This is a genomic window from Paenibacillus lutimineralis (assembly GCF_003991425.1).
Classification (GTDB): Bacteria; Bacillota; Bacilli; order Paenibacillales; family Paenibacillaceae; genus Fontibacillus; species Fontibacillus lutimineralis.
In genome coordinates this window covers 3433253-3455384 of sequence record NZ_CP034346.1, presented here as the reverse complement: position 1 = coordinate 3455384, position 22132 = coordinate 3433253, and the positions used below count along the sequence as shown (strand labels likewise).

Annotated in this window: 21 protein-coding genes; 13 read left to right on the top strand and 8 right to left on the bottom strand. The window is 45.5% G+C overall.

Features of this window, described 5'->3' with window-relative positions:
* The first annotated feature begins 24 nt into the window (after nucleotides 1–24).
* Entirely contained in the window at nucleotides 25–1206 is a 1182-nt protein-coding gene (locus EI981_RS15185) for an aminotransferase-like domain-containing protein (protein ID WP_126999497.1), read from the top strand.
* 152 nt (nucleotides 1207–1358) lie between these two features.
* On the opposite strand, the gene EI981_RS15180 is transcribed toward EI981_RS15185, so the two are convergent.
* The 3 genes from EI981_RS15180 to EI981_RS15170 form a co-directional block, all read right to left on the bottom strand.
* Entirely contained in the window at nucleotides 1359–2231 is an 873-nt protein-coding gene (locus EI981_RS15180) for a carbohydrate ABC transporter permease (RefSeq protein WP_126999495.1), read from the bottom strand.
* A 21-nt stretch (nucleotides 2232–2252) separates the two neighbouring features.
* Complete coding sequence (locus EI981_RS15175) at nucleotides 2253–3110, bottom strand: carbohydrate ABC transporter permease (protein WP_126999493.1); 858 nt, start codon at nucleotides 3108–3110, stop codon at nucleotides 2253–2255.
* Nucleotides 3111–3235: 125 nt separating this feature from the next.
* Nucleotides 3236–4585 (bottom strand): ABC transporter substrate-binding protein, encoded by a 1350-nt coding sequence (locus EI981_RS15170; protein ID WP_126999491.1) that lies wholly within the window; start codon nucleotides 4583–4585, stop codon nucleotides 3236–3238.
* 241 nt (nucleotides 4586–4826) lie between these two features.
* Here EI981_RS15170 and EI981_RS15165 point away from each other — a divergent pair, with 241 nt between their 5' ends.
* Together EI981_RS15165 and EI981_RS15160 are read left to right on the top strand one after the other, a co-directional pair.
* Nucleotides 4827–5270, top strand: a complete 444-nt coding sequence (locus EI981_RS15165; RefSeq protein WP_126999489.1) for a MarR family winged helix-turn-helix transcriptional regulator — start codon at nucleotides 4827–4829, stop codon at nucleotides 5268–5270.
* A 52-nt stretch (nucleotides 5271–5322) separates the two neighbouring features.
* Nucleotides 5323–6264: a ring-cleaving dioxygenase gene (locus tag EI981_RS15160; RefSeq protein WP_126999487.1), complete on the top strand. Its 942-nt coding sequence runs from the start codon at nucleotides 5323–5325 to the stop codon at nucleotides 6262–6264.
* Nucleotides 6265–6373: 109 nt separating this feature from the next.
* On the opposite strand, the gene EI981_RS15155 is transcribed toward EI981_RS15160, so the two are convergent.
* Nucleotides 6374–6700 carry an AMP-dependent synthetase and ligase gene (locus EI981_RS15155; protein WP_126999485.1) on the bottom strand — a complete coding sequence of 109 codons (327 nt, stop codon included), beginning with the start codon at nucleotides 6698–6700 and terminating at the stop codon, nucleotides 6374–6376.
* Nucleotides 6701–6900: 200 nt separating this feature from the next.
* Here EI981_RS15155 and EI981_RS15150 point away from each other — a divergent pair, with 200 nt between their 5' ends.
* A complete protein-coding gene (locus EI981_RS15150; protein WP_126999483.1) occupies nucleotides 6901–7224 on the top strand; it encodes an iron-sulfur cluster biosynthesis family protein in 324 nt (107 codons plus the stop codon).
* Between the two features lie 75 nt (nucleotides 7225–7299).
* Here the strand turns inward: EI981_RS15150 and EI981_RS15145 are convergent, their stop codons facing one another.
* Both EI981_RS15145 and EI981_RS15140 read right to left on the bottom strand, forming a co-directional pair.
* Nucleotides 7300–7566, bottom strand: coding sequence for a hypothetical protein (locus EI981_RS15145; protein ID WP_126999481.1), 267 nt, complete (start codon nucleotides 7564–7566; stop codon nucleotides 7300–7302).
* Between the two features lie 135 nt (nucleotides 7567–7701).
* Nucleotides 7702–8658 carry a DMT family transporter gene (locus tag EI981_RS15140; protein WP_126999479.1) on the bottom strand — a complete coding sequence of 319 codons (957 nt, stop codon included), beginning with the start codon at nucleotides 8656–8658 and terminating at the stop codon, nucleotides 7702–7704.
* Nucleotides 8659–8800: 142 nt separating this feature from the next.
* On the opposite strand from EI981_RS15140, the gene EI981_RS15135 reads away from it, so the two are divergent.
* From EI981_RS15135 to EI981_RS15090, 9 genes are all read left to right on the top strand, one after another.
* The gene (locus EI981_RS15135; RefSeq protein WP_127004714.1) at nucleotides 8801–10150 is read left to right on the top strand and encodes an aminotransferase-like domain-containing protein; all 1350 of its coding nucleotides are present in this window, start codon (nucleotides 8801–8803) and stop codon (nucleotides 10148–10150) included.
* A gap of 86 nt (nucleotides 10151–10236) precedes the next feature.
* Nucleotides 10237–10854, top strand: a complete 618-nt coding sequence (locus EI981_RS15130) for a sugar O-acetyltransferase (RefSeq protein WP_126999477.1) — start codon at nucleotides 10237–10239, stop codon at nucleotides 10852–10854.
* 241 nt (nucleotides 10855–11095) lie between these two features.
* Nucleotides 11096–12799 carry a molecular chaperone HscC gene (locus tag EI981_RS15125; protein ID WP_126999475.1) on the top strand — a complete coding sequence of 568 codons (1704 nt, stop codon included), beginning with the start codon at nucleotides 11096–11098 and terminating at the stop codon, nucleotides 12797–12799.
* Nucleotides 12799–15432, top strand: a complete 2634-nt coding sequence (locus tag EI981_RS15120; protein ID WP_126999473.1) for a tetratricopeptide repeat protein — start codon at nucleotides 12799–12801, stop codon at nucleotides 15430–15432. Before EI981_RS15125 ends, EI981_RS15120 begins: the two co-directional genes overlap by 1 nt.
* Nucleotides 15425–16081, top strand: a complete 657-nt coding sequence (locus EI981_RS15115; RefSeq protein ID WP_126999471.1) for a DUF1266 domain-containing protein — start codon at nucleotides 15425–15427, stop codon at nucleotides 16079–16081. Before EI981_RS15120 ends, EI981_RS15115 begins: the two co-directional genes overlap by 8 nt.
* A gap of 235 nt (nucleotides 16082–16316) precedes the next feature.
* Entirely contained in the window at nucleotides 16317–17867 is a 1551-nt protein-coding gene (locus EI981_RS15110) for a carbohydrate-binding protein (protein ID WP_126999469.1), read from the top strand.
* 137 nt (nucleotides 17868–18004) lie between these two features.
* A complete protein-coding gene (locus EI981_RS29675; RefSeq protein ID WP_227011445.1) occupies nucleotides 18005–18298 on the top strand; it encodes a MerR family transcriptional regulator in 294 nt (97 codons plus the stop codon).
* A 163-nt stretch (nucleotides 18299–18461) separates the two neighbouring features.
* Complete coding sequence (locus EI981_RS15100; protein WP_193556374.1) at nucleotides 18462–18878, top strand: hypothetical protein; 417 nt, start codon at nucleotides 18462–18464, stop codon at nucleotides 18876–18878.
* A 354-nt stretch (nucleotides 18879–19232) separates the two neighbouring features.
* Nucleotides 19233–19886 (top strand): glycosyltransferase, encoded by a 654-nt coding sequence (locus tag EI981_RS15090; RefSeq protein WP_193556373.1) that lies wholly within the window; start codon nucleotides 19233–19235, stop codon nucleotides 19884–19886.
* Between the two features lie 296 nt (nucleotides 19887–20182).
* Here the strand turns inward: EI981_RS15090 and EI981_RS15085 are convergent, their stop codons facing one another.
* Together EI981_RS15085 and EI981_RS15080 are read right to left on the bottom strand one after the other, a co-directional pair.
* Nucleotides 20183–21142: an ABC transporter ATP-binding protein gene (locus tag EI981_RS15085; RefSeq protein ID WP_126999465.1), complete on the bottom strand. Its 960-nt coding sequence runs from the start codon at nucleotides 21140–21142 to the stop codon at nucleotides 20183–20185.
* Nucleotides 21139–22131, bottom strand: a complete 993-nt coding sequence (locus tag EI981_RS15080) for an ABC transporter ATP-binding protein (protein WP_126999463.1) — start codon at nucleotides 22129–22131, stop codon at nucleotides 21139–21141. Before EI981_RS15080 ends, EI981_RS15085 begins: the two co-directional genes overlap by 4 nt.
* Nucleotide 22132: the final 1 nt, after the last annotated feature.

The window sequence follows — 22132 nt, the reverse complement described above, 5'->3', positions numbered from 1 at the left end:
TGTTAAACACAAAGGGGTAGCAGAATGAACAATAAATTTTCCAAAAGAATTCGTGAATTTAAGCCTTCCGGGACGCATCAATTGCTGCAAATGTCAGAGAGACCGGAAGTGATATCCTTCGCAGGCGGGTTTCCTGCTCCAGAGCTGTTTCCGGTTGAGGAGCTGAAGGCAGTATGTGAAGCTGTATTGAATGAACAAGGCCCAGCTTCGCTTCAATATAGTACGACTGAAGGATATATACCGCTAAGGCAAGCGATCTGCGGGAGAATGAAGGACATCGGCATTGAGTCCAATTATGAGAATGTGATGATCACCTCAGGTTCACAGCAAGCCATTGATCTGACCGGCAAGCTATTCATCGATGAGGGAGATGTCATTATTTGCGAGAGCCCTACATATCTGGCCGCCATTAACGCCTTCAAGGTGTACAATCCAAGATTTGTTGAAGTCGATATGGATGAAGACGGTATGATCATGGAAGAGCTGGAGAAGAAGCTGCAGGCTCATCCCGATGTGAAGTTCATCTATACGATTCCGGACTTCCAGAATCCAACGGGCAGGACGATGAAGCTGGAGAGAAGACAAAGAATGGTGCAGCTGGCTAATCAGTATGATGTTGTCATCCTTGAGGATAATCCTTACGGAGCAATAAGGTTTGCAGGAGAGCCTCTGCCACCACTGAAGCATTTCGATACAGAAGGCAGGGTTATTTATCTAAGCACCTTCTCCAAAATATTCTCCCCGGGACTCAGACTCGGCTGGATTTGTGCCGACGAAGCATTTATGGCCAGATACGTATCATTGAAGGAATCCGCTGACCTGCACACCGACAGCTTCGCACAGAGAGTAGCAGCTAAATATATAGAGATGTACGATCTAGAGTCGCATATTGAGAAGATAAGAGCGATTTATAAAGAAAGATACAGTGCTATGGCATCCTGCATTAAGGAATATCTCCCGCCAAGTGTATCTTACAGTACACCACAGGGGGGCCTATTTATATGGCTGGAGCTGCCCGAGTCTATCGATTCCGCTGAGCTTCTTCAGGATTGCCTGCGTAATCATGTCGCCTTCGTCTCCGGTGCTTCCTTCTTTCCGAACGGCGGGGGACATAATACACTGCGCTTGAATTTCTCCAATATGTCCAATGAGAATATTGCCGAAGGAATTAGACGCTTGGCCGATGTGTTGCGAAGCAAATTATAAGTAACACTCCATCTGGTTTACGTAATAATTATTATGTAAACTAAATTAGAAACCATTAACAATATAAAGTAAAAGGTCGAGTTAAAAGGCATATTAGCCAAACTCGACCTTTCTTTTGTCCCATGTCAGAGCTGATACCACTATGGGACCTATTATCCTTTAATAGCACCTTCGGTCAGACCTTTTTGAATATATTTGGAGACGAAGAGATATACAATGAGAACTGGAATAACCGTCAGTGTCACCGCTGTTGCCATCAAACCGAAGTCCGTGCCATATTGTGAGCTAATTTCACTGAGCAGGGCCACAATCGGACGGACATCCTTATGACTCACGAATATCAATGCCGAGAACAAATCGTTATAGGACCATAGGAATACGAAAATGCTTGCTGAAGCAAAGACAGGTTGAGAGATCGGTACAAACACTTTGTAGAACATTTGCCAGCGATTCGATCCATCAATAAAAGCTGCTTCCTCTAATTCCTTAGGAATCGTAGACATATAGCCGGCTATAACTAGAATGGCAAAGGTCAGGTTGCCTGCAGTATGGGGGAGAATCAGCCCCCAGTACGTATTAACCGTTCCGGTCTTAATTAGCAGCTCGTACACAGGAACGACGGTTGCAAATGCCGGAATTAAGAGTGTTGCATAGAGAAGGGAGTATATCGCTCTTTTGCCTGCAAAATTAAATCTGGACAGCACGTAAGCAGCTAGCCCGCCAAAGATCAGCACTAGGAGTACCGTCGAACCGGACATGACTAGACTGTTGATATAGCTCTTGCCGATATTAATCCGGTCGAATGCCGTAGTATAGTTCACGAAAGTAGGCTGCCAAGCCACGCTGAATGAGTTGTTCATGACATCTCTGGATACTTTGAAGGAATTGTTCACGATCCAGAATAACGGGTAAATCGTAGTCATCGCCCATGCAGATAGGACGACATATATCAAGACGGTACTTAACTTGAACCGCCTGAATTCTCCACGCTGGACATTAGGTTTTACTGAAATTGTTGGTTCCATAACTGTACACCCCTATATGGCTTAGTATGTAATCTCGTCTCTTTTTAACAAACGATTGGCTAATAAGGCCAGCAATACACCGAAAATCACCATATAAATCGCTACGGCTGAGCCATAGCCGAAGTTCTGGTCGACCATAGCCTTCTTGTACATATATGTTCCCAGCACTTCAGAGCCGTTCTGCCCGCTCGTAATTACCCATACAAATTCGAACACTTTAAGCGTCCCTGTAATGGCCAAAGTAATAACAACTTTAATGTCGCTCATAATTAGCGGAATCGTCAGCTTGGTCGTGCGTTTAAAGGCACTAATGCCTTCAAGACGGGCAGCTTCATAGTAATCCGATGGAATCTTCGACATCGCTGTTAGGAACAGAATGAAATAGAAGCCCACATAATGCCATACGGTAGGAATCGCTACCGCTCTGAGCGCATTTCCTTCCTCCAGCCAGAAAATCTTTTCTATTCCGAAATTCGCCAGCAAGTTGTTGAGCAAACCGAAATTGTAATTGTAGAAAAGTACGAATAACAGCGAGATCGCTGTACCGGAAATAACGACCGGGAAGAAGAAGACCGTGCGATAGAAAGTTTTCAACCTGCTTATCGCTTCAACAAGAACAGCTAGTACAAGTGCAATTCCGACCTGGAACAGAAGCACATACAGCATCAGTTCCAGCGTATGCAAGGTAGCTGCACCAAGTAATTTATCCGTGAATAACCGCTCAAAGTTGTCCCAACCGACAAATTTCTTGTCGAAGAAGCCCTTGGTACGATAGAAGCTGAGATAGAAGCTCTTAAAGAATGGATAATACAGAAATAGCCCCATAAGTACTGCCGACGGAAGGAGAAACATGAAGATATATTTACGATCGCCCTTCATAATCATCACCTTTGTTGTAGTGTATTTTGATCATTCTACTCATTGAAACGGCTGCGCCGCCCGAGGATAAATCGATTGGGCGGCGCACATCCGTTTATTCAGTTTGGGTGGAGGGGAGGTAAAGTTTACTTTTTATTTGCATCTTCCACTTTCTTAGCACTTTCGATCGCTTGAGCAGGGGTCTTCTTACCAGTTACAACCTGCTGTACGTTAGCACGAAGTTCAGAGAAAGTTTCAGGGGCAACCTTACTGTCTACCGGTGAGTTGATGGAATCCGCTTTGGCAGCCATCGCAAATCCGTCGAGGGCTACTTGTGGAAGGCCATCAAGCTGTACGTCAGCAGCCGGTGTTCCTCCGTTAGCACTTGCAATTTTCTGAATGCTAGCCGGAGATGTCAGATGTTTCATCAATGCAACTACAGAGTCTTTCTTCGCAGCATTATCATACGCTGCCTTGGAGATATAGAAGCCGGAGCCAAATCCGCCGACAACATTGTTGCCGCTACCAGCACCGCCAGGAACTTGTGGGAATGGGATAACGGTCGCGTTATTTCTAGTTTCCTCACTCCAACCGCCAATTGCCCATGAACCTTCGATTGTCATGGCTGCAAGCCCTTCGCTGAAGTAGTTGCCGGACATGCTCAGATCAATCGTGGCCGCATCTTTAGGGAATGCACCAAGGTCATACAGTTCTTTCATTGCGGAGTATGCCTTTTCCCAGTTTGGATCGACGTCATCCTTCAAGCCTTTATTCTGACTTTCAGGGCCGAGAGCCGACAGAACTGTATATTCAATCATGTAGTGAGATTGGTCAAATGGTACTGACAACGGGATAATTCCTTTTGCCGATAGCGTCTTCACCGCAGTGGTAAGTTTATCCCAATCCGTTGGCAGTTCCAGACCATTATCTGCAAAGATCTTCTTATTTACGAAGAGACCTTCGTAGAACCCGGTCAACGGTGCAGCATAGATATTTCCGTCAGGCTGCTTTGCAAAACCAAGTGCACTTGGGGCAAATCCGTTCTTCCAATCCGCATCAGCGTCCAGAATCTCATTCAGCGGAACTACCTTGCCTGCATCAACAAAGCCATCAGCATCGGCTCCAATGAAGTAGAAGAGGAGATCCGGCTCGTTGCCGCTAGTCATATCTGTATTTACCTTCGTACGGAAGCCGTCGTCATTGGCCGACATGGTGTCATTTTCAACAGTTACATTAGGGTTGGCGGCAGTAAATTCGTCAATCGCTTGTTGGAAAGCTTCGCGAGCGACGTCAGTTCCACCAAATGTTGAGAATACACGCAACTTAACAGGATCGGCTTCTTTCTTCGTTTCCTCCTGTTTTGTATTCGTCGCATTGTTCTTGTTCGTATTTCCATCCGCAGATGTGTTGCTTCCGTTCTTGCTGCTTCCGCATGCTGCTAAGAACATAGAGAGGAGCAAAAGCAGGCTCAGAAGCATAAATGAATACTTTTTCAACACAATTCCCCCTAAAAGTATAATGTATGCGGTTTCTTTAGCTGCTAAGGAAAATATTAACTTATGTTCTATATTCAAGACAGGGGGATATTTCTATAAAATAGGGGTAATTTTTTCTAACGAAATGTTAAATTTACTTTTTATTGATGAATAAAACTCAAAATAGATTAGATTCCGCTCTTGCATTATTATCAATTGAGTAGTAAAGTGATAATATAATCAGTGGTGAGGAGGACGCTAGATGCAGAATAATACTTTAGGTTCGTTAATTTGGCTGCGTTTAGTGAAATTCACCAATCAAAGCAACCAAATGTCGAATGATTTTCTGAAACGTTTTAACTTGACGACGGCCCAATTCGATGTGCTGATGCAGATCCGTACCTATCAGCCGCTTACGCAAATGGAGTTAGCTGAACGAGTGACGGTGACACAAGGCGGTATTTCGCGCATGCTGGTTCGTCTTGAGAATGAAGGTTACATCGAACGCAAATGTGACTGGAAGACGAAGACCATCAGTCTGACAGAGAAGGGTGAACGGATCCTGGATCAGGCTATGCCGGAACAACTTGAATTTCAATCGTCTTTCTTTGATGAGGCATTAACGGAAGACGAACAAAAAACACTTTATAAACTAATGACGAAAGTTCATAAAAATAGCCAGAAAAAAGAGTTGCCAAAGGGGTAATTTTTTTAAACTATCACTTGACTAATCAATTAATAACTAGGAGGAATACAAAATGCACATCATTTCTGGACATCATCATATTTCAATGCTTAGCAAGGACGCAAAATTGAATAACCATTTCTACCAACAAGTATTAGGGCTACGCAGAGTGAAGAAGACCGTGAATCAGGACGATCCTTCCATGTATCACTTGTTCTTTGGAGATATGAGTGGAAACGCGGGAACGGAGCTCACTTTTTTTGAAATGCCTAACATAGGTAGTACGGTCCGTGGAAGCAATGCCATAACGCAGATTGGACTGTTGGTCCCATCCTATGAGAGCCTTGTTTACTGGAAAGAACGGTTCGAACGCTTAGCAGTAAAGCACGGTGAAATAACGACCTATGCAGGACGAGATGCGTTACATTTTGAGGACCAGGAAGGCCTGCGAATGGTACTGCAGAATAACAACGGCGAGAAGGTTCCTGACACGTGGCAAGCATGGACGGGTTCCGATGTTGACCCACGGCATCTTATCTTAGGAATGGGTACGATTGAGATCACTGTGCGTCATTTGAATCGGCTAGCCAACACTTTAACAGAACTGTTCGGTTACGTTGAAGCTTATCATTCTGACAACGAAGCGATCTACCAATCCGTAGACGGGCAATCCTTCGGGGAAATTCTTATTAAACAGGATCTCGGACCTAGAGAGAAGCCGGGGAAAGGAAGCATTCATCATTTAGCGATACGGGCTAAGAATGAAGAGGAACTACGATATTGGGAAGAAGCGGTAAAAGAACGCGGATTTTATACTTCGGGGATCGTAGATCGCTTTTATTTCAAGAGTCTGTATTTTCGCGAATCAAACGGGATTTTATTTGAAATTGCTACGGATGGACCTGGGTTCACTACTGACTCAAGCATTGACGAGCTGGGTAAAGATTTAAGCTTGCCGCCATTCTTGGAAGGACGACGCAGTGAGATTGAGAAGAACCTATTACCCATCGATTAAAGAGGGGAACTAGCGTAGGAATATATCGCATTAATCCCAAAAAAGTGACTTCGTTCAAACTGTTGTGTTAACACGTTGAGCGAAGTCACTTTATTTAGGCAAGATTTTGCTATTGACGATGCTGATTGGAGAATCCCATTGGATTGATCGGGTTATATTGTTGCTCCGTATTGCTCGTTGAATAAGACATCGAGTTGTTCATTTGCTGGGCCAAGTTAGAGATTTGTTGTAGTTGGTGAATTGCCGTTTGATGGCCTTGAAGCGCGGTTTGAATAACCTGAGCAGCGTGGCGCTCGCGCTGAGCCAATTGATCGAGCTGCATCGCATTGTTTTCTTCTTGCTTAAGTAATTGCTGATAAGCCATAGTTGCCTGGTTAGTCTGTTGAGTCAATTGATGAATAAGCTGTGAGATTTGTTGTGTTTGATAATTATTCACTTCATAACCTCCAAGGTTGTATTTAGGTTCTGAGATATTATGGCAGGTTTCAAAGTTGTTTATACAGAAAGTAAGTTTACAAAATAAATGTATGTCATTAATATTTTATCATATGAAATGTCGAGAGTAGGATTAAGAGCACGAAGTTATCCGCCGATGTTATAATAGTCTATACAATAAAGTTAAAGGAGCGCTTGGCATTGAACGTTCATATGGATCCATCTACAGAAAAGAAGCTAAATGAATATATGGGAGCACGTCCCGGTTACATCAAACTGTTCTATGACACGGAAGATTGCGGCTGCAATGGCGTCTTAACCCTTCAGATTATTGATCAACCGCTTGATACGGATGTTAAAGTAAAAGTTGATGCGTTCGAACTGTTTGTTGACCGTCAGCAACAGAGCTTGTTCGATCATACGATGAAGATTATCGCAGATCCTAACTATCCTTCGTTCACTGTTCGCAGCGATTCTTCATTGTTCAGCAGCAACGTTAGAATAAGAGACCTGCGCCAAAATTGATGGAATACAAATAAGACCACCGGGAGGTGGTCTTACACTATACCTTATAAGTTTACATAACTATCATTACGTTAACTACTCAACAATTAAAGCTACCCATACGACCAGCAGATACAATAATGACATGGATGAAATGACGCATACGGGTATGATCCAGAGCAGTTTTGTATTGAGGGGCCGAAGTCTGTGACGAATCTTCTGATTTACGGATAACACTTCATAATCCATTCGATCCAGAAGCTTACTCGCTTTCTCTTCATCACAACCTTGTAGTTCCAGCCAAACCTGATCATAACGTTCTTTATATGCTGTCCAATTCGAGCTTTCCTTCAATAATGCCATTTCAATCCTCCAATCATTATTAGTTTGTAAGTCCAAATCTTATTAGGGTAGAGTAGAACCTTCCATCATGCACTTATAATGTAAATCAATTACAATTATACATGAGTTCGTCTATTAATGAACTTATATGTGGAGTTATTTGGCGGATATAGAATTCTGCTGCGCTTTTCTAGCCTTGGAGAAGCTCCCGCCTGGCTTGGTCAGACTGACGCCTACTACTCCGATCAAGACCAAGACAGCTCCGATGATATGGTAGTATGCGAGCTGCTCTTTAAGAAAGATTGCCCCTCCGATAATCGTAAATATTGTCCCCACATTGCTGAATATACTCATTTTAGATGCTTCCATGTACTTTAGAGCGTAGTTGGCCAGCAGTGAGGTTATGAGCGATGATAATACACCTAAGTAGAGAATCGCCATTACAAATGACGGTGCTGTAAAAGCGTCAAAATAATGGTTCATGCTTCCCTGAAGACCATGGCGAATCACGGAGATCCCATTAAAGGATAATGCTCCGATCAAGGACATGACGAAAGTAATATCTAGCAGATGAATCTTCTGCGTAATTTTGCGAGCAAGCACGCTGTATGACGAAAAGGACAGCGCGGATAGCAAAATGAGCACAATTCCTAAACTGCTAGATGAATCTACTTGCACACCTTTCATGACGAAAATAAACACCACTCCGGCAACAGTTAACACAGTGAATAGCTTCTGTAGTAGACTGGAACGCTCCTTGAGAAATACCGATGCAAGCAGCATCGTAAAAATGGGGACAAGCGCATTCACGATCCCTGCCTCGGATGACGTCGTATATACCAACCCGAAGGTCTGGAATACAAAGAAGAGAAATGGATAGAACAGGGCTAGCGGAATTAAGGTAAGCAGGCTTCTAAAGTCCAGTTGAATGCGACGTCTTTTGATAACCATTAGAATAGCAGTAGCTATGAACGCTATTGTAAACCGATGGGCAAGCGTATCCAATGGCTGCGAGACCTGGAGAGCCAATTTAACAAAAAGAAATGAAAAACCAATGATCAAAGCATTTAATATAGCTGCTGTATAGGCGAGCTTAGTTTGCCGACTTTGCACAGATACTCCTCCTCAATAACTTGCTTCAAATAGATGTATTAATCATCGATGACTTACTTCTATAGTAAAGGGGGAGTGATTGTGCTACAATAACCAAAAAGTCCATCTGTACCGGTATAGATTGCAACAGGAGGCGATTCGTCTGCTTAAATATATACATCTGACCGATGAGCTAGAAGCCGGCATTCGAAACGGAATGTTCCAGCAAGGCAGCAAATTGCCTTCGATTCAGACATTGGCCAAGCGATACGGCTATAGCAAAAGCACGGTACTGGCTGCCCTAAATGATCTGGTTCGGCGTCATATGATCTATTCGGTACCGAGAAGTGGTTATTATGTCGTACAGAGGAACAGCAGGGGAGAAGGAAAAGAGTGTGTCATGATCGACTTCGCAACCTCCGCGCCGGACCCAGATCTTTTCCCATATCTTGATTTCCAGCATTGTATTAATAAAGCGATTGATATGTACAAGAATGACTTATTCTTATATGGAACGCCGCAGGGGTTGCCTTCATTGATCAAGGTGATTCACCGGCAGCTAGCTGATTCACAAGTATTCGCACAGGAGCGCAACATCGTCATCACTTCTGGAGTGCAGCTGGCTCTAGCCGTGCTGACTACACTTCCTTTTCCTAATGGGAAGAAGACAATTCTGATCGAACAGCCGGGCTACCACCTATACATTGATCATCTACTGACACATGGATTGCCAGTGCAAGGGATCTATCGCACAGCTCAGGGTATAGATATGAATCGGTTGGAAGAGCTGTTCAAGACAGGGGACATTAAATTCTTCTATACAATACCTCGTATGCATTCTCCTCTAGGAGCATCCTACACCCCTCAGCAGAAAAAAGAGATTGTAGAGCTGGCCCATAAATACGACGTCTATGTGGTAGAAGATGATCATATGGTCGATCTAGAGCAGGATAGCAAATCCGATCCCTTATTTGCATACGATATGGATTCACGAGTGATTTACTTGAAGAGCCTTTCCAAGATTATTTTTCCGGGATTGCGGATCGGCATTGTCGTTCTGCCTGACAGCCTCACGGAACTGTTCATCAGGTATAAGCGATCCATCGATATTGACAGCTCCATGCTCTCCCAGGGAGCACTCGAAATATATATTCAGAGTGGAATGTTCGCCCGCCATAAAGAGCAACTGCGCAGTCTGTATTTCTCACGAGCGAAGCGGCTTGATGCTGCGCTGAGGCGTGAGAATGAGCGTAGCGACGGGGTGTTCATTTACTATCCACCGAAACATCCACGGATTTATACCCATCTAGTGCTGGAGGAACATTTATCTGTGCCGCAGATTATGAAGCAATCGAAGAAGAGTTCCATTATCCTCGAACCAATGGATAAGCATTATTTGCCTGGTTATTTACAGAGAAATCTCATCAAGCTGAACGCAAGTCACGTACCCGAAGAACGAATTGATACAGGAATCACACAGTTGGCTGAAATACTTCGCAAGCAGAAAGCTTGAATATCAGGGCAAGATTCTGTTACGATCAAACCGATTGGATTTATGCTTAAGCCCCATATTACATTCAGGTAGGAGAGTAGAGAGATATGGCAACGAATAAAGAGAAAATGCTGGCGGGAAAGCTCTATATGGCAGGTACAGGAGAATTGGCCCAAGACAGCAAAAAGTCCCGGATGCTTACGCGCTTGTTCAATAACACGACAGAGGAACAGAAGGATTATAGAGGGAAGCTTCTGCGAGATTTATTCGAATCGGTCGGAGAGTCGGTATACATCGAGCCTCCTTTCCGTTGTGACTACGGTTGCAATATTTCAGTCGGTGACAATTTCTATGCTAACTTTGATTGCATTATTCTGGACGTAGCCAAGGTGAAGATCGGTAGCAATGTTCTGTTCGGACCAAGAGTTAGCGTATTTACGGCCGGACATCCGGTTGACGCAGACGTGCGAAATACACTGCTAGAATTCGGAACGCCGATTACAATCGGCGACAATGTATGGGTCGGGGGGAATACCGTCATTAATCCTGGGGTAACGATAGGTAGTAACGTCATTATCGGCTCCGGCTCCGTCGTAACCAAGGATATCCCGGATGGCGTCATTGCTGTAGGTAACCCTTGCCGAGTGCTAAGACCTATAACCGAAGAAGACAAGAAGCATTGGGAAAAGATGAAAGAAGAATACTACGCGGATGTAGAAGATTAAGCTTACTCCGCTTAATCCCCCTCCTTAGGCATGATTAGGAGGGGGATTTGTTCAATATACTGTTCAAGAACTAATATTAAAAGTGTTAATAGGTCTTAAGAACTGGTATTTTTAGACCGATAACATAGATAAGACATATTCACTAGACTTAAGGAGTAGGTTCGTCTTATTCCAGTACTACTACATAGATTCACATCATGATAATTGATCTAAGCTTTGATAGCTATGGGAGGTATAGACTTTGACGATTATTGGAATTGACTTGGGGACAACGAACAGCGTTGTCGCCGCTTTTACGCCTGAAGGACCGAAGATTATTCCTAATTCGCTCGGTCAGCATTTAACGCCTTCTATTATCAGTGTGGAAGAGGACGGGGAAGTGATCGTCGGGGAGGTCGCAAGACAACGACTAATTACACACCCGCATTTGACGGCTTCCGTGTTCAAAAGATATATGGGCACGAACAAAATCTATCAGCTTGGAGACTATCAATTCACCCCTGAGGATCTATCCTCATTTGTGCTGCGTTCTCTGAAGGAGGACGCGGAAGCTTATCTAGGTACGACGGTTACCGAGGCAGTAATCAGCGTTCCCGCCTATTTCAATGATGCCCAGCGGCAAGCGACGAGAAGGGCGGGACTGCTCGCCGGGTTGAAGGTAGAACGTCTCATTAACGAGCCTACGGCAGCGGCAGTCGCTTATGGATTGCATTTAGAGGACCCGAACACTCGCTTTCTCGTATTTGATCTGGGCGGAGGTACCTTTGATGTCTCAATCCTCGAACGGTTCGAGGATCTGATGGAGGTCCAGGCTGTCGCTGGTGACAACTATCTGGGTGGGGAAGACTTCACGGAGCTGCTGTTCCAGGAATTCATCTCGCGCCAGGAGATCGGGAGCATGGATCTCGAGGATCACAAGCTGACTGGAGCAATTCGCAAACAAGCCGAAGCAGTTAAAGTTGCCTTGTCCCAAGGCAAAGCAGCAGTGATGGAGCTCAGCCAGCCGGAGACAATGAAGTCATGCAAGATTAGTGGAGAGTACTTCGAAAATCTGGCCAAGCCACTTTTGATGCGGCTCAGACAACCCATTGAACGGGCAGTCCGAGATGCGGCGGTCCGTCCGTCCGACCTCGATGCGATTATTCTCGTCGGCGGGGCTACTAGAATGCCAATCATCTCTTCGTTTGTCGCCAGAATGTTCAATAGATTAGCCTCTGCCCATATCGATCCGGATGAGACGGTAGCGATCGGAGCTGCTATTCAAGCAGGAATGAAGGCCCGAGATGAAGCGGTGAATGATATCGTGCTTACCGATGTCTGTCCGTATACTTTAGGCGTAGGTATGGCTGTGGAAATTTCTGCAGGACAATATGAATCCGGCCATTTTAGTCCGATCATTGAGCGAAACTCGGTCGTTCCTGTTAGCAAAATTGGGCGCTATTATACGATCAATGACGGGCAGACCTCAATGCGAATTGACGTCTATCAGGGAGAGAGTAGACTGACACAGAACAATATTGCACTTGGCGAATTTCTGGTCGATCTCCCATCAGGCAAGAAGGGAGATCAAGCCGTTGATATTCGCTTCACCTATGATATTAATGGCATTCTTGAGGTGGAGACTACCATTGTCAGCACAGGTGAGAAGAAGCAGGTGATCTTCGAAGAGCATCCTGGACAATTCTCTAAAGAGCAGATCGAACAGAGGTTCAAGGAACTCTCTAAGATCAAGATTCATCCTCGTGATCGCATGGACATTAAGCTGCTCTTGGCCCGCGGAGAGAGGCTGTATGAAGAATCATTGGGTAGAACACGTGACCAAGTGGCGATGCTGCTGCGCCAGTTCGAGGATATTCTGAATCGTCAGGATGACCGGGAAATAAGACAGGCCGTTGTGGATTACAAAGCTTACCTGGATACGATCGAGAGGGGGATAGAATTCTGATGACAGAATTCTGGAGCCTCTTAGGTATCGAGCCGACGGACGATCTTGTAGCGATCAAGCGGGCTTATGTAACCAAGCTTAAAGTGACGCATCCGGAGGATGATCCTGAAGGCTTCCAACGCCTGCGCGCGGCCTATGAAGCAGTGGTAGAAGAAGTCAAATATAATCAGCTCCGTCGGCGTGAGGATGAAGCAAGGGACATTGAACAAGACGGCTATGCCGTTACTCATGAAGAGTTTCCTGCCGATGCTCATACTGAAATATGTACGACTTCTTCCGTAGAGAATCACGAACCGGAACCGACTCAGGAGTTAGATATCCCTACAGCCTTGGCCATAGAGTTCCTGCATGAAGCTGCTGCGCTCTACGATAACATTCACTCTCGGGTGGATGTAAGTCGTTGGAGTTCGCTGCTGGATGATGATCGGTTTATTGGGATCGAGACGCGTCAAATTCTAGAATATGAGTTGCTTAGGATGCTCACGGAGAGATCCTGGGCTCCCGGCGCCGTCTGGAGATTACTTGATGAATCTTTTCAGTGGTCCAGTATGACAACCTGGCTGGAGAAGCATTTCCCGGAAGCCTATCTCTATCATTTCTATCGACAGCTGAAAGCTTATTGGGATTTGAACTATGACTTTATTGCCAAATGCGAACTAGACGATGAGACCGTGGAGAACTTCCTATCGCTAAGAGGAAGAGCACAAATCACCTTAATTCATAATGATTATGAACGGTCAGAGCATTATTTGCTTGAAGCTGCTAAGCTTATCCCGAATGAGCCTGATCTATGCCGATTGTTGGGACAATACTGGATGCAGCAGGGACAGTGGGATGAGGTACTGCGGATCTTACGGGGAATGGATGCTTCTGCCGAGGATACCGATTATTATAATGAACTGGCATACGCGCTCTACAAGACAGGCAACTATGAAGAAGCCCGACATGCATATAATATTATTCTAAATCATGAACCGGATCATTCTCAGGCGCTTACAGGATTGGCTCAGTGTCTTACTGAGCTAAAGCAAGATATTGAAGCGATAAATACATATCTTCACATCATGAAGCATTGTCCATGGGATATGCATGCACTACATGAAATGATTGTGTTGAGCAGTCAGCTGGAGTCTATTTTAACGCAGATAAAACCGAGTCCCGAACTCTTCGAACTATTGTCTGAAATCGTTGAAGCTTATCAAGGGATGGACCTGTTCCAGGATGCAGCAATTGAAATATTAAGTTATCTGGAGAAGCAGGGGACACTGAATGTAAGGCAAAACTATCTGTACGGCCATATTCTCCATCAGGCTGAGCGCTATGATGAGGCAGCTCACTATTATAAGGCAGCTGTTCAGGAACAAGGGTTGGATAATGGCTTCAGGCTTGAGCTTCTGTTGGCGACTGCGCGTAACGCATATTTTCTAGGTGATTATGAGTTTAGCCTAATCTTATTCGAACAGGTGCTGGAGTTGGAGCCTACTCATGACGAGGCATTATATTACAAAGCAGAGGCACTCAGAAAATCAGAGAGATATGAAGAAGCGATTGATATCTACAAGAATGCCCTGGAGCAGCTGGATCACCGTCTATATCATGCCGGGATCGCCGACTGTTATTATAATCTGAGACGATATACCGAGAGTTCTTTCCATTTTAACAGTGCTGAATTGGATGATACGAATGATCCGGTATATTTCCTTGAATATGGTGAAGTGTTGTTGAACACCGGCAAGCACCGCGAATGTATAGATATGCTTGATATCGCGTTGGAGAAGAGAAATTTCTACTACGCTTATTATTTTAAAGGGACAGCCCATTACCGCCTGGAGGAATATGAGTTATGCCGAGCGAATATGCGTGAGTTCCTGAGCTATGAATCGGAAGACTTGCAACTCTATGCGAATCTGTTTATAGGCAATAGCAGTATGTATCTTAGAGAGTGGGAGACGGCAGTCGCCGCATATAGAGAGCTTCTTAAGCATCTTGAAGGCGTAGAGGATTCATGTGCCTTTGTGAAGTTCTATGCAGCTTCTCTATTAGCATCCCGCCGATTCGATGAGGCGATTGATCCCCTGGAGAGAATACTTAAGCTGGAAGAGAACAATGAATGGGCCTTATTACAGCTCGTGAGAGTATTCGTAGAATTGCAGAATTGGAACAATATCGATAACTCTCTTCAGAAGATGATCGACAATTCAGCCGATAAGTATATTAATCATATCGCTGAGGATGACCGGAATCCATATGTCTGGTTCTATTGCGGGATATTCATGTATTACACCAATATGTATGACAAAGCAAAAATTTTCCTTCAGGCCGCATACAACTCAGGGCTGCGCGGAGATACAAGCAGTTATTATAGTCTTGTTCTCTATGGGCTTGGCGATCAAGAGACTGGATTGGAAGTAGCGCGAAGCGCTGTAAAGGCATATCCCAACCATCCGGATTATGTAAGAAGGCTTAAGTATATGGAGGAGCATTATAGCAAACGAGGCAAACTCTTAAATAGACTGGGCATGAATCCTTATAGTTATTTAAAAGAGACGACTATGCATTTTGATTTTCCTGATGTTCTTGATGATGAAGCACTACGTATTGAATTCCCGGGGGAAGTGATCGTAAATGAATAACTTGCTTAGCTCGAGTCAACTCTGGGCGCTGGCTGCAGGCGATATATTGCTGCATGCGAACGGTTTTACGTATGCCAATGAATACGCTCCTGATGAAGGAAGCTGTAGTATCGACGATCTTAAGGATGTACTCTTACGTGAATGGTGGAGTATTGTAGATGAAGAGAGTGCTTATAGTACCCTGAATTGGCTAACTGAAGAAGGCCACCGTATAGATTTTAACCAACTCCGAGGAATTCTTCGTGTCATGACCACGAAGCAGCAGGACCTGTATATCGCATCATTACAGGACGAATATAAGGCGATAAATGCTCGGATCGTGCAAAGATATGACAAGTTGCTCCCTGAATCCGGTATCCTCGCCTGGGATCTGGGGCGCGCGGCCACAATATGTTACTTTTGCGCAGAAGTCGGTTATATACCGCGAGAATATGCCTGGTCCTATCTATTGAACAATGCAAATCAGATCCAGCAGTCCTATAGAAGTTGGACTGAATATGGACTCGCTTATATTATCGGCCGACAATTTTGGCAGAAAGAACTGGATGATTCCAGCACTTCAATACATCTTGAATTGATTCAAAGGCAGTTGACCGATACGAATTGTCCATGGAGCTTCTTACCTTGGAATTCGAAACTGAAAAATTGAAGCATGTACAGCCACTTTCCTACGGGAGGGTGGCTTTTCTAAATTCAAAGCATTAGACAATTTTATCCCTATGAACTATATATTTTCCCCTTATACCTTGAAAGCCCATTCATATTTATGAAATGGGAAAGCTTTCGGTTTTCTGTTCTGGAGAGGGGGGAGGCGATCAACCTTCAGTGAGACTGTAACCGCTGTCAGCGGCCAAATGGTATGAAAATAAGGAGGAAGATCCAAAGTGAACCATCGTTATTTAACTCGTCAAATCTCAATTGGTACCTTGATTATTGCGTTGATAGTTACCCTGTTTCAACTCGTTCCCGTCGGTATTCCCTATGCCCAAGCGGCTGTAAGCAGTAAGACGATCGTTGGCTACTGGCATAATTTTGATAACGGCTCAGGATTTATTAAGCTGCGTGATGTATCAACGAAGTTCGATGTCATTAACGTCTCGTTCGCAGAGCCTATATCCGGTGTAACGAACGGAACGATCGGATTCACACCATATAATTACACAGATACGGATTTTAAAGCGGATGTCGCTTATTTGCAGAGTCTGGGCAAGAAAGTCATCATCTCGATTGGCGGAGCTAACGGCCAGGTTCAGCTAAGCACAACAAGCGCCCGCGATAACTTTGTTAACTCGGTTACCGCCATCATTGAGAAATATGGCTTCGATGGTCTGGACGTTGATTTTGAAGGGCATTCACTTTATTTGAATTCCGGGGATAACGACTTCAAGAACCCAACGACCCCGGTTATAGTAAATCTGATCTCGGCGCTCCGGACGATTAATAATCACTTTGGAACAGATAATTTCTACTTAACGATGGCACCGGAGACCTTCTTCGTTCAGCTTGGATATACCTTCTATGGCGGAAGCTGCATTAGTTGTGACAACCGAGCTGGTGCATATTTGCCTGTTATCGAAGCAACAAGGGATATACTCGATTGGCTGCAGGTGCAAAATTATAATTCGGGGCCGATTACCGGACTAGATAATCAGTATCATAATATGGGCAGCGCGGATTTCCATGTAGCTATGGTTGACATGCTGCTCGCAGGCTTCCCGATCGCAGGCAATTCCAATCAATTCTTCACGGGTCTGCGGCCGGATCAGGTGCTGCTGGCCTTGCCGGCGAATGCCAATGCCGGAGGTGGATTCACCTCAACTGCAGAGGTTCAAAAAGCGCTTGATGCCATAATCAAAGGAATACAACTTCCTAGTTACCAGATGCGAAGCAGTACCAGCGGATTTCAGAATTTCCGTGGTTTGATGACCTGGTCAATTAACTGGGACAAATACAACAACTTTGAGTTCTCCAATAGTCATCGCGCCTACCTCGATGCATTGAGTCCTTCGGTTCCGGATAATCAGCCCCCTACGGCTCCTACGAATCTTATCGTAACTGGAAAATCATCGACGAGTGTCTCCTTAAGCTGGACAGCGTCAACGGACAATATTGGCGTTACCGGTTATACCGTGACCTACGGAACGAACGTCATTCAAGTAAGCGGAACAACTGCTATTATCGCTAATTTACTCCCCAATACAAGCTACCAATTCACAGTGACAGCTAAGGATGCAGCGGGAAATGTCTCGCCGGGCATATCCATCAGCGCAACGACGGATGCGCAGGGGAGCTCTAACGCTTGGGCGCCCAATATCAGCTATAAAGTGAATGATGAGGTCACCTATGGCGGGAAGACCTATGTTTGCCGTCAACCACACACCTCGCTCCTCGGCTGGGAGCCATCTAATGTACCAGCACTCTGGAGCCTGAAATAATCCGTTATGATATTGAGCTGCGATCTGTCCGGCTAGTATATGGGTTATATTGTTAGTGCCGGTAAATTAAATAACACCACCTATACCTTCATAAAAACAACTTGACATTGGAGTTTACTCCAATGTTTTTTTTATTTATGGAAAAACTCTACTCTATACAAGAAGTTTCGCGGATGCTTGGAATTCCGAAGGATACGCTTCGTTACTATGACCGGATTGGAATCGTATCGCCGTCCCGGGAAGACAATCGGTACCGCAGGTATTCAAAGAACGACCTGATCGACTTGATGAATATTCAAATCATGCAGTATGCGGACTTTTCTCTTGAGGAAATGAGGGGAAAGTTCGGATTCCACAGAAAGGAGAATGTAGACCCTGCTTATTGTCAGGAAGTTGCTGAATTCCTCGATGCCAAGAACGCAGAAACTTGAAAGAAGATTGCACATCTAGAAAAGGTTAGTCAATTGCTAGACGTAGCAGCCGAAACACTAAGGGACCTAAATCATGAAAGCGACCAGCGACTGGCAAGGATTGTCCAAGAAATTTATCAGTCTTTACAAAAGAAGGAACTCAGATTATGTGAGGAGGAAAATCATGAACATAAAGGTTAGGAATGTATATTTTCTGATCGCTGGCGTTCTTGCAATGCTGTTTGCATTTACACATGCATGGAATGGGCAATCCGCTGTGTTGCCAACGCTCCTCGTAAGTTCGATCTCTATGGATAACCGGATCGTATTCAGCTATGTGTGGCACATTATCACGGCGGAAAATCTAGTCTTTGCCATCGCATTCATTCTCATGTCACTACAGAACGATCGATTGAAAATTCAGAGTGTCGCATGGACGATAGTGTCGCTTCTAATCGTTCGAATGATGGTCATTCTCGGGATAACGGCATTCTATGACGTGGCGGCACTGACTAATACGTTAATCGATTCGATTGGGATCGTAATCTATGTGGTATTGATTATACTAGGCATCAGAATGAGTAGAGAGAAGTTCTCTTAATTTTTTATGAAAAGGTAGATTTACTGAACCATTTCTGAACTTCGGACCAATAGGATCACCCACCACTTGACTTTATAGAAAGCGTGCAGAGCACGAACCTAAGCGCAGAGACAGGAGGGCTAGAGGTTCTGAACGCTTCGGAGCAAGAGGGGTAAAAGCACATTACTTTAATACTCAGCCATTCTTTTTCAGCGATTCCAACAGGGTTCAGGAGTTCTTAAGAGGTATCAACGTGGGTGGACACAATAAAATCAAAATGGCTGAACGATAAATATCCCTCTGTATATAATTGGATGTCCAACAGCATAATATGAAAGCCTGTTTTATTCCATGTATACAGAGGAGTAGATGAATGTGAAAAATAGATGGTTGCTGGCATTGTTGTTGTTACCCTTGGTGTTTGGTTCTATCATGACGCCAATAGGATCTGTGCAAGCGAAAGCTGGCAAGGAGAAGGATTCGATTTGCATAAGTCCTCAGATGGTGAAGTTGAAAACCGATATGCAGAAGGTTTGGATTGACCATACGATTTGGACAAGAAGCTATATCGTTAGCGCCATATCTGATCGTCCAGATCAGAAGGATGTATTGGATCGGCTATTGCGGAATCAGCAGGATATTGGTAATGTAATCAAGCCTTATTATGGAGAAGCCGCTGGCAATAAGCTGGCCGATCTTCTGAGAGAGCATATTCTGATCGCAAGTAAAATTGTAGCGGCTGCCAAAGCGGGCAATCAGGCGGATGTGAAGAAGCTAGAGGCGGATTGGCATAAGAACGCCGACGATATCGCCAAGTTTTTAAGCTCAGCGAATCCGAACTGGCAGTTTAAAGAGCTGCAAGATATGCTGTATACGCACCTTCAGTATATTACGGATATTGTCATTAGCTGTCTCAAGGGAGATTGGAAAGCGGATATTGCAGCAACCGACAAGAACGAAATTCACATGATTCATTTAGCCGACATTCTTACAGAAGGAATTGTCAAACAATTTCCTGATAAATTTTAAAGAGATTATAAGAATATATACTTATAAAAGCCGCGTAGATGCGGCTTTTTGTGTCTAAATTCCTCCATCTGATAAAAAGGCATCCCTGCTCAATTCTTCCGCTGAAAAGTCTCCTAATTTGTTTCCGATCGGTCGCAAGAAGAAGCTGACTAACGCTTCGCATCAAACGTAATTCACAACAGTATATAAATTATGAAATACCCCTCTGATGTCAAGCTTATCAAGACTGACATCAGGGGGTTTCCCATATCTTCAATTATTGTACCGCTATCTGCGACGGCTTGGATCGATCCGGCTTAGACCAGATGGCAAGCGACTTGATGTCCTGGCTTCGCTTCCCTGAATTCAGGCTCATGCTCAGCGCAGATCGAAGTTGCGTATGGACATCGTGTCCTGAAGGAACAGCCGCTCGGCGGATTCAGCGGACTAGGGAGCTCGCCGCTCAGTACAATCCTTTCCTTGTCTGCCTCGATGTCCGGATCGGGGACGGGAATAGCGGACATAAGAGCACGTGTATAAGGGTGAAGCGGCTCCGTGTACAGCGTCCCGCTGTCGGCCAGCTCCACGATCTGACCTAAATACATGACAGCAACCCGATCGCTGATATGCTTGACCATGGACAGATCATGGGCGATGAATAGATAAGTCAGTCCAAGACGCTTCTGCAAATCTTTCAGCAGATTGACGACCTGGGCCTGTATCGATACGTCCAGCGCCGAGATGGGTTCGTCGCAAATGATGAACTTCGGATCGACTGCGAGCGCGCGAGCGATTCCGATGCGCTGGCGCTGGCCGCCCGAAAACTCATGAGGGTAACGGGTAGAATGATCTGGATTAAGTCCGACCAGATGAAGCAGCTCCTCAACCCGCTTCCTGCGTGCCGAACGGTTGTCGGCAAGATGGTGAATGTCTAGTGCTTCCCCTACAATATCCATAACCGTCATGCGCGGATTCAGCGAAGCGTACGGGTCCTGGAAGATCATCTGCATCTCGCGACGGAAAGCTTTTAGCTGTCCCGGCTTGAGCCGATAAATATTCGTTCCTCCGTACCAGGCTTCCCCTGCGGTCGGTTCGTACAGACGGAGGATGGTTCGTCCTGCCGTCGATTTACCGCATCCCGATTCGCCCACCATTCCAAGCGTCTCACCTCTGTCGACGCTGAAGCTAATGTTATTGACGGCCTTTAGCGTCTGGCCCCGTCCAAGATAAAAATGTTTGCTCAGCTGGTTAATCTGAAGCAATGGCTCTGTGCTCATCTGGCCACCTCCTGTGCAAGCGGATGCTGCAGCCAGCAGCTCGTGCTGTGGGTTTCACTGATGACGGTTGATTCAGGTTGCCGCTGTTGGCAGATGTGCATCGCATCACTGCACCGGGCCCAGAACGGGCAGCCTTCCGGTGGCTTGGCCAGATCTGGGGGCGTACCGTAAATCGGCACGAGCGGCTCATCTTTGCTTTGATCAATCCGCGGCAGGGAACGTAGCAGGCCTTGGGTATATGGATGCTGCGGCTGCTTGAGTATTTCACGCTTCGTGCCGGTTTCGACGATTTGACCCGCATACATGACGATGACGCGATCACACAAATCCGCCACAATGCCAAGATCATGCGTAATCAAAATGATTGATGTCCCAAATTCGCTCTGCAGAGATTTTAGCACACGCAGAATCTGGGCCTGGATGGTCACATCGAGCGCCGTCGTTGGCTCGTCCGCGATGAGCAGCGCCGGGCGGCAGGCCAAGGCAATGGCGATCATGACCCGCTGCCTCATGCCGCCGGAGAACTCATGCGGGTATTGCGAGAAGCGCGATGCCGGATGGGGGATGCCGACCATCCCAAGCATCTCTATTGCCCGACGCTTGGCTTCCTGTGCTGTCATGTTCTGATGTTTAGTCAGCACCTCGGTAATCTGGCGTCCGATCGTCATCGTCGGATTCAGCGATGTCATCGGATCCTGAAACACCATCCCGATATCCTTGCCTCGGATGGACTGCATTTCCCGCTCCTTCAAACGCAGCAGATCTTTACCTTGAAACCGGATTGTTCCTTGATGAATACGGGTGGGGGGCTGCGGCAGAAGACGCATGATTGCTTGGGCGGTAACGCTCTTGCCGCAGCCAGATTCGCCGACTATAGCAACGGCCTCGCCTGGCTGAACATGGAATCCGATGCCGCGCACGGCTTGCACCTCGCCGCCGCGGACATGGAAGGAGACCTTGAGATCTTGGACTTCTAGCAATTTTTGCAAG

Coding starts and splice junctions, on each gene's coding strand:
- EI981_RS15185 (WP_126999497.1), top strand. CDS start 25: ATGAACAATAAATTTTCCAAAAGAATTCGTGAATTTAAGCCTTCCGGG.
- EI981_RS15180 (WP_126999495.1), bottom strand. CDS start 2,231: ATGGAACCAACAATTTCAGTAAAACCTAATGTCCAGCGTGGAGAATTC.
- EI981_RS15175 (WP_126999493.1), bottom strand. CDS start 3,110: ATGAAGGGCGATCGTAAATATATCTTCATGTTTCTCCTTCCGTCGGCA.
- EI981_RS15165 (WP_126999489.1), top strand. CDS start 4,827: ATGCAGAATAATACTTTAGGTTCGTTAATTTGGCTGCGTTTAGTGAAA.
- EI981_RS15160 (WP_126999487.1), top strand. CDS start 5,323: ATGCACATCATTTCTGGACATCATCATATTTCAATGCTTAGCAAGGAC.
- EI981_RS15145 (WP_126999481.1), bottom strand. CDS start 7,566: ATGGCATTATTGAAGGAAAGCTCGAATTGGACAGCATATAAAGAACGT.
- EI981_RS15130 (WP_126999477.1), top strand. CDS start 10,237: ATGGCAACGAATAAAGAGAAAATGCTGGCGGGAAAGCTCTATATGGCA.
- EI981_RS15120 (WP_126999473.1), top strand. CDS start 12,799: ATGACAGAATTCTGGAGCCTCTTAGGTATCGAGCCGACGGACGATCTT.
- EI981_RS15115 (WP_126999471.1), top strand. CDS start 15,425: ATGAATAACTTGCTTAGCTCGAGTCAACTCTGGGCGCTGGCTGCAGGC.
- EI981_RS29675 (WP_227011445.1), top strand. CDS start 18,005: ATGGAAAAACTCTACTCTATACAAGAAGTTTCGCGGATGCTTGGAATT.
- EI981_RS15100 (WP_193556374.1), top strand. CDS start 18,462: ATGAACATAAAGGTTAGGAATGTATATTTTCTGATCGCTGGCGTTCTT.
- EI981_RS15085 (WP_126999465.1), bottom strand. CDS start 21,142: ATGAGCACAGAGCCATTGCTTCAGATTAACCAGCTGAGCAAACATTTT.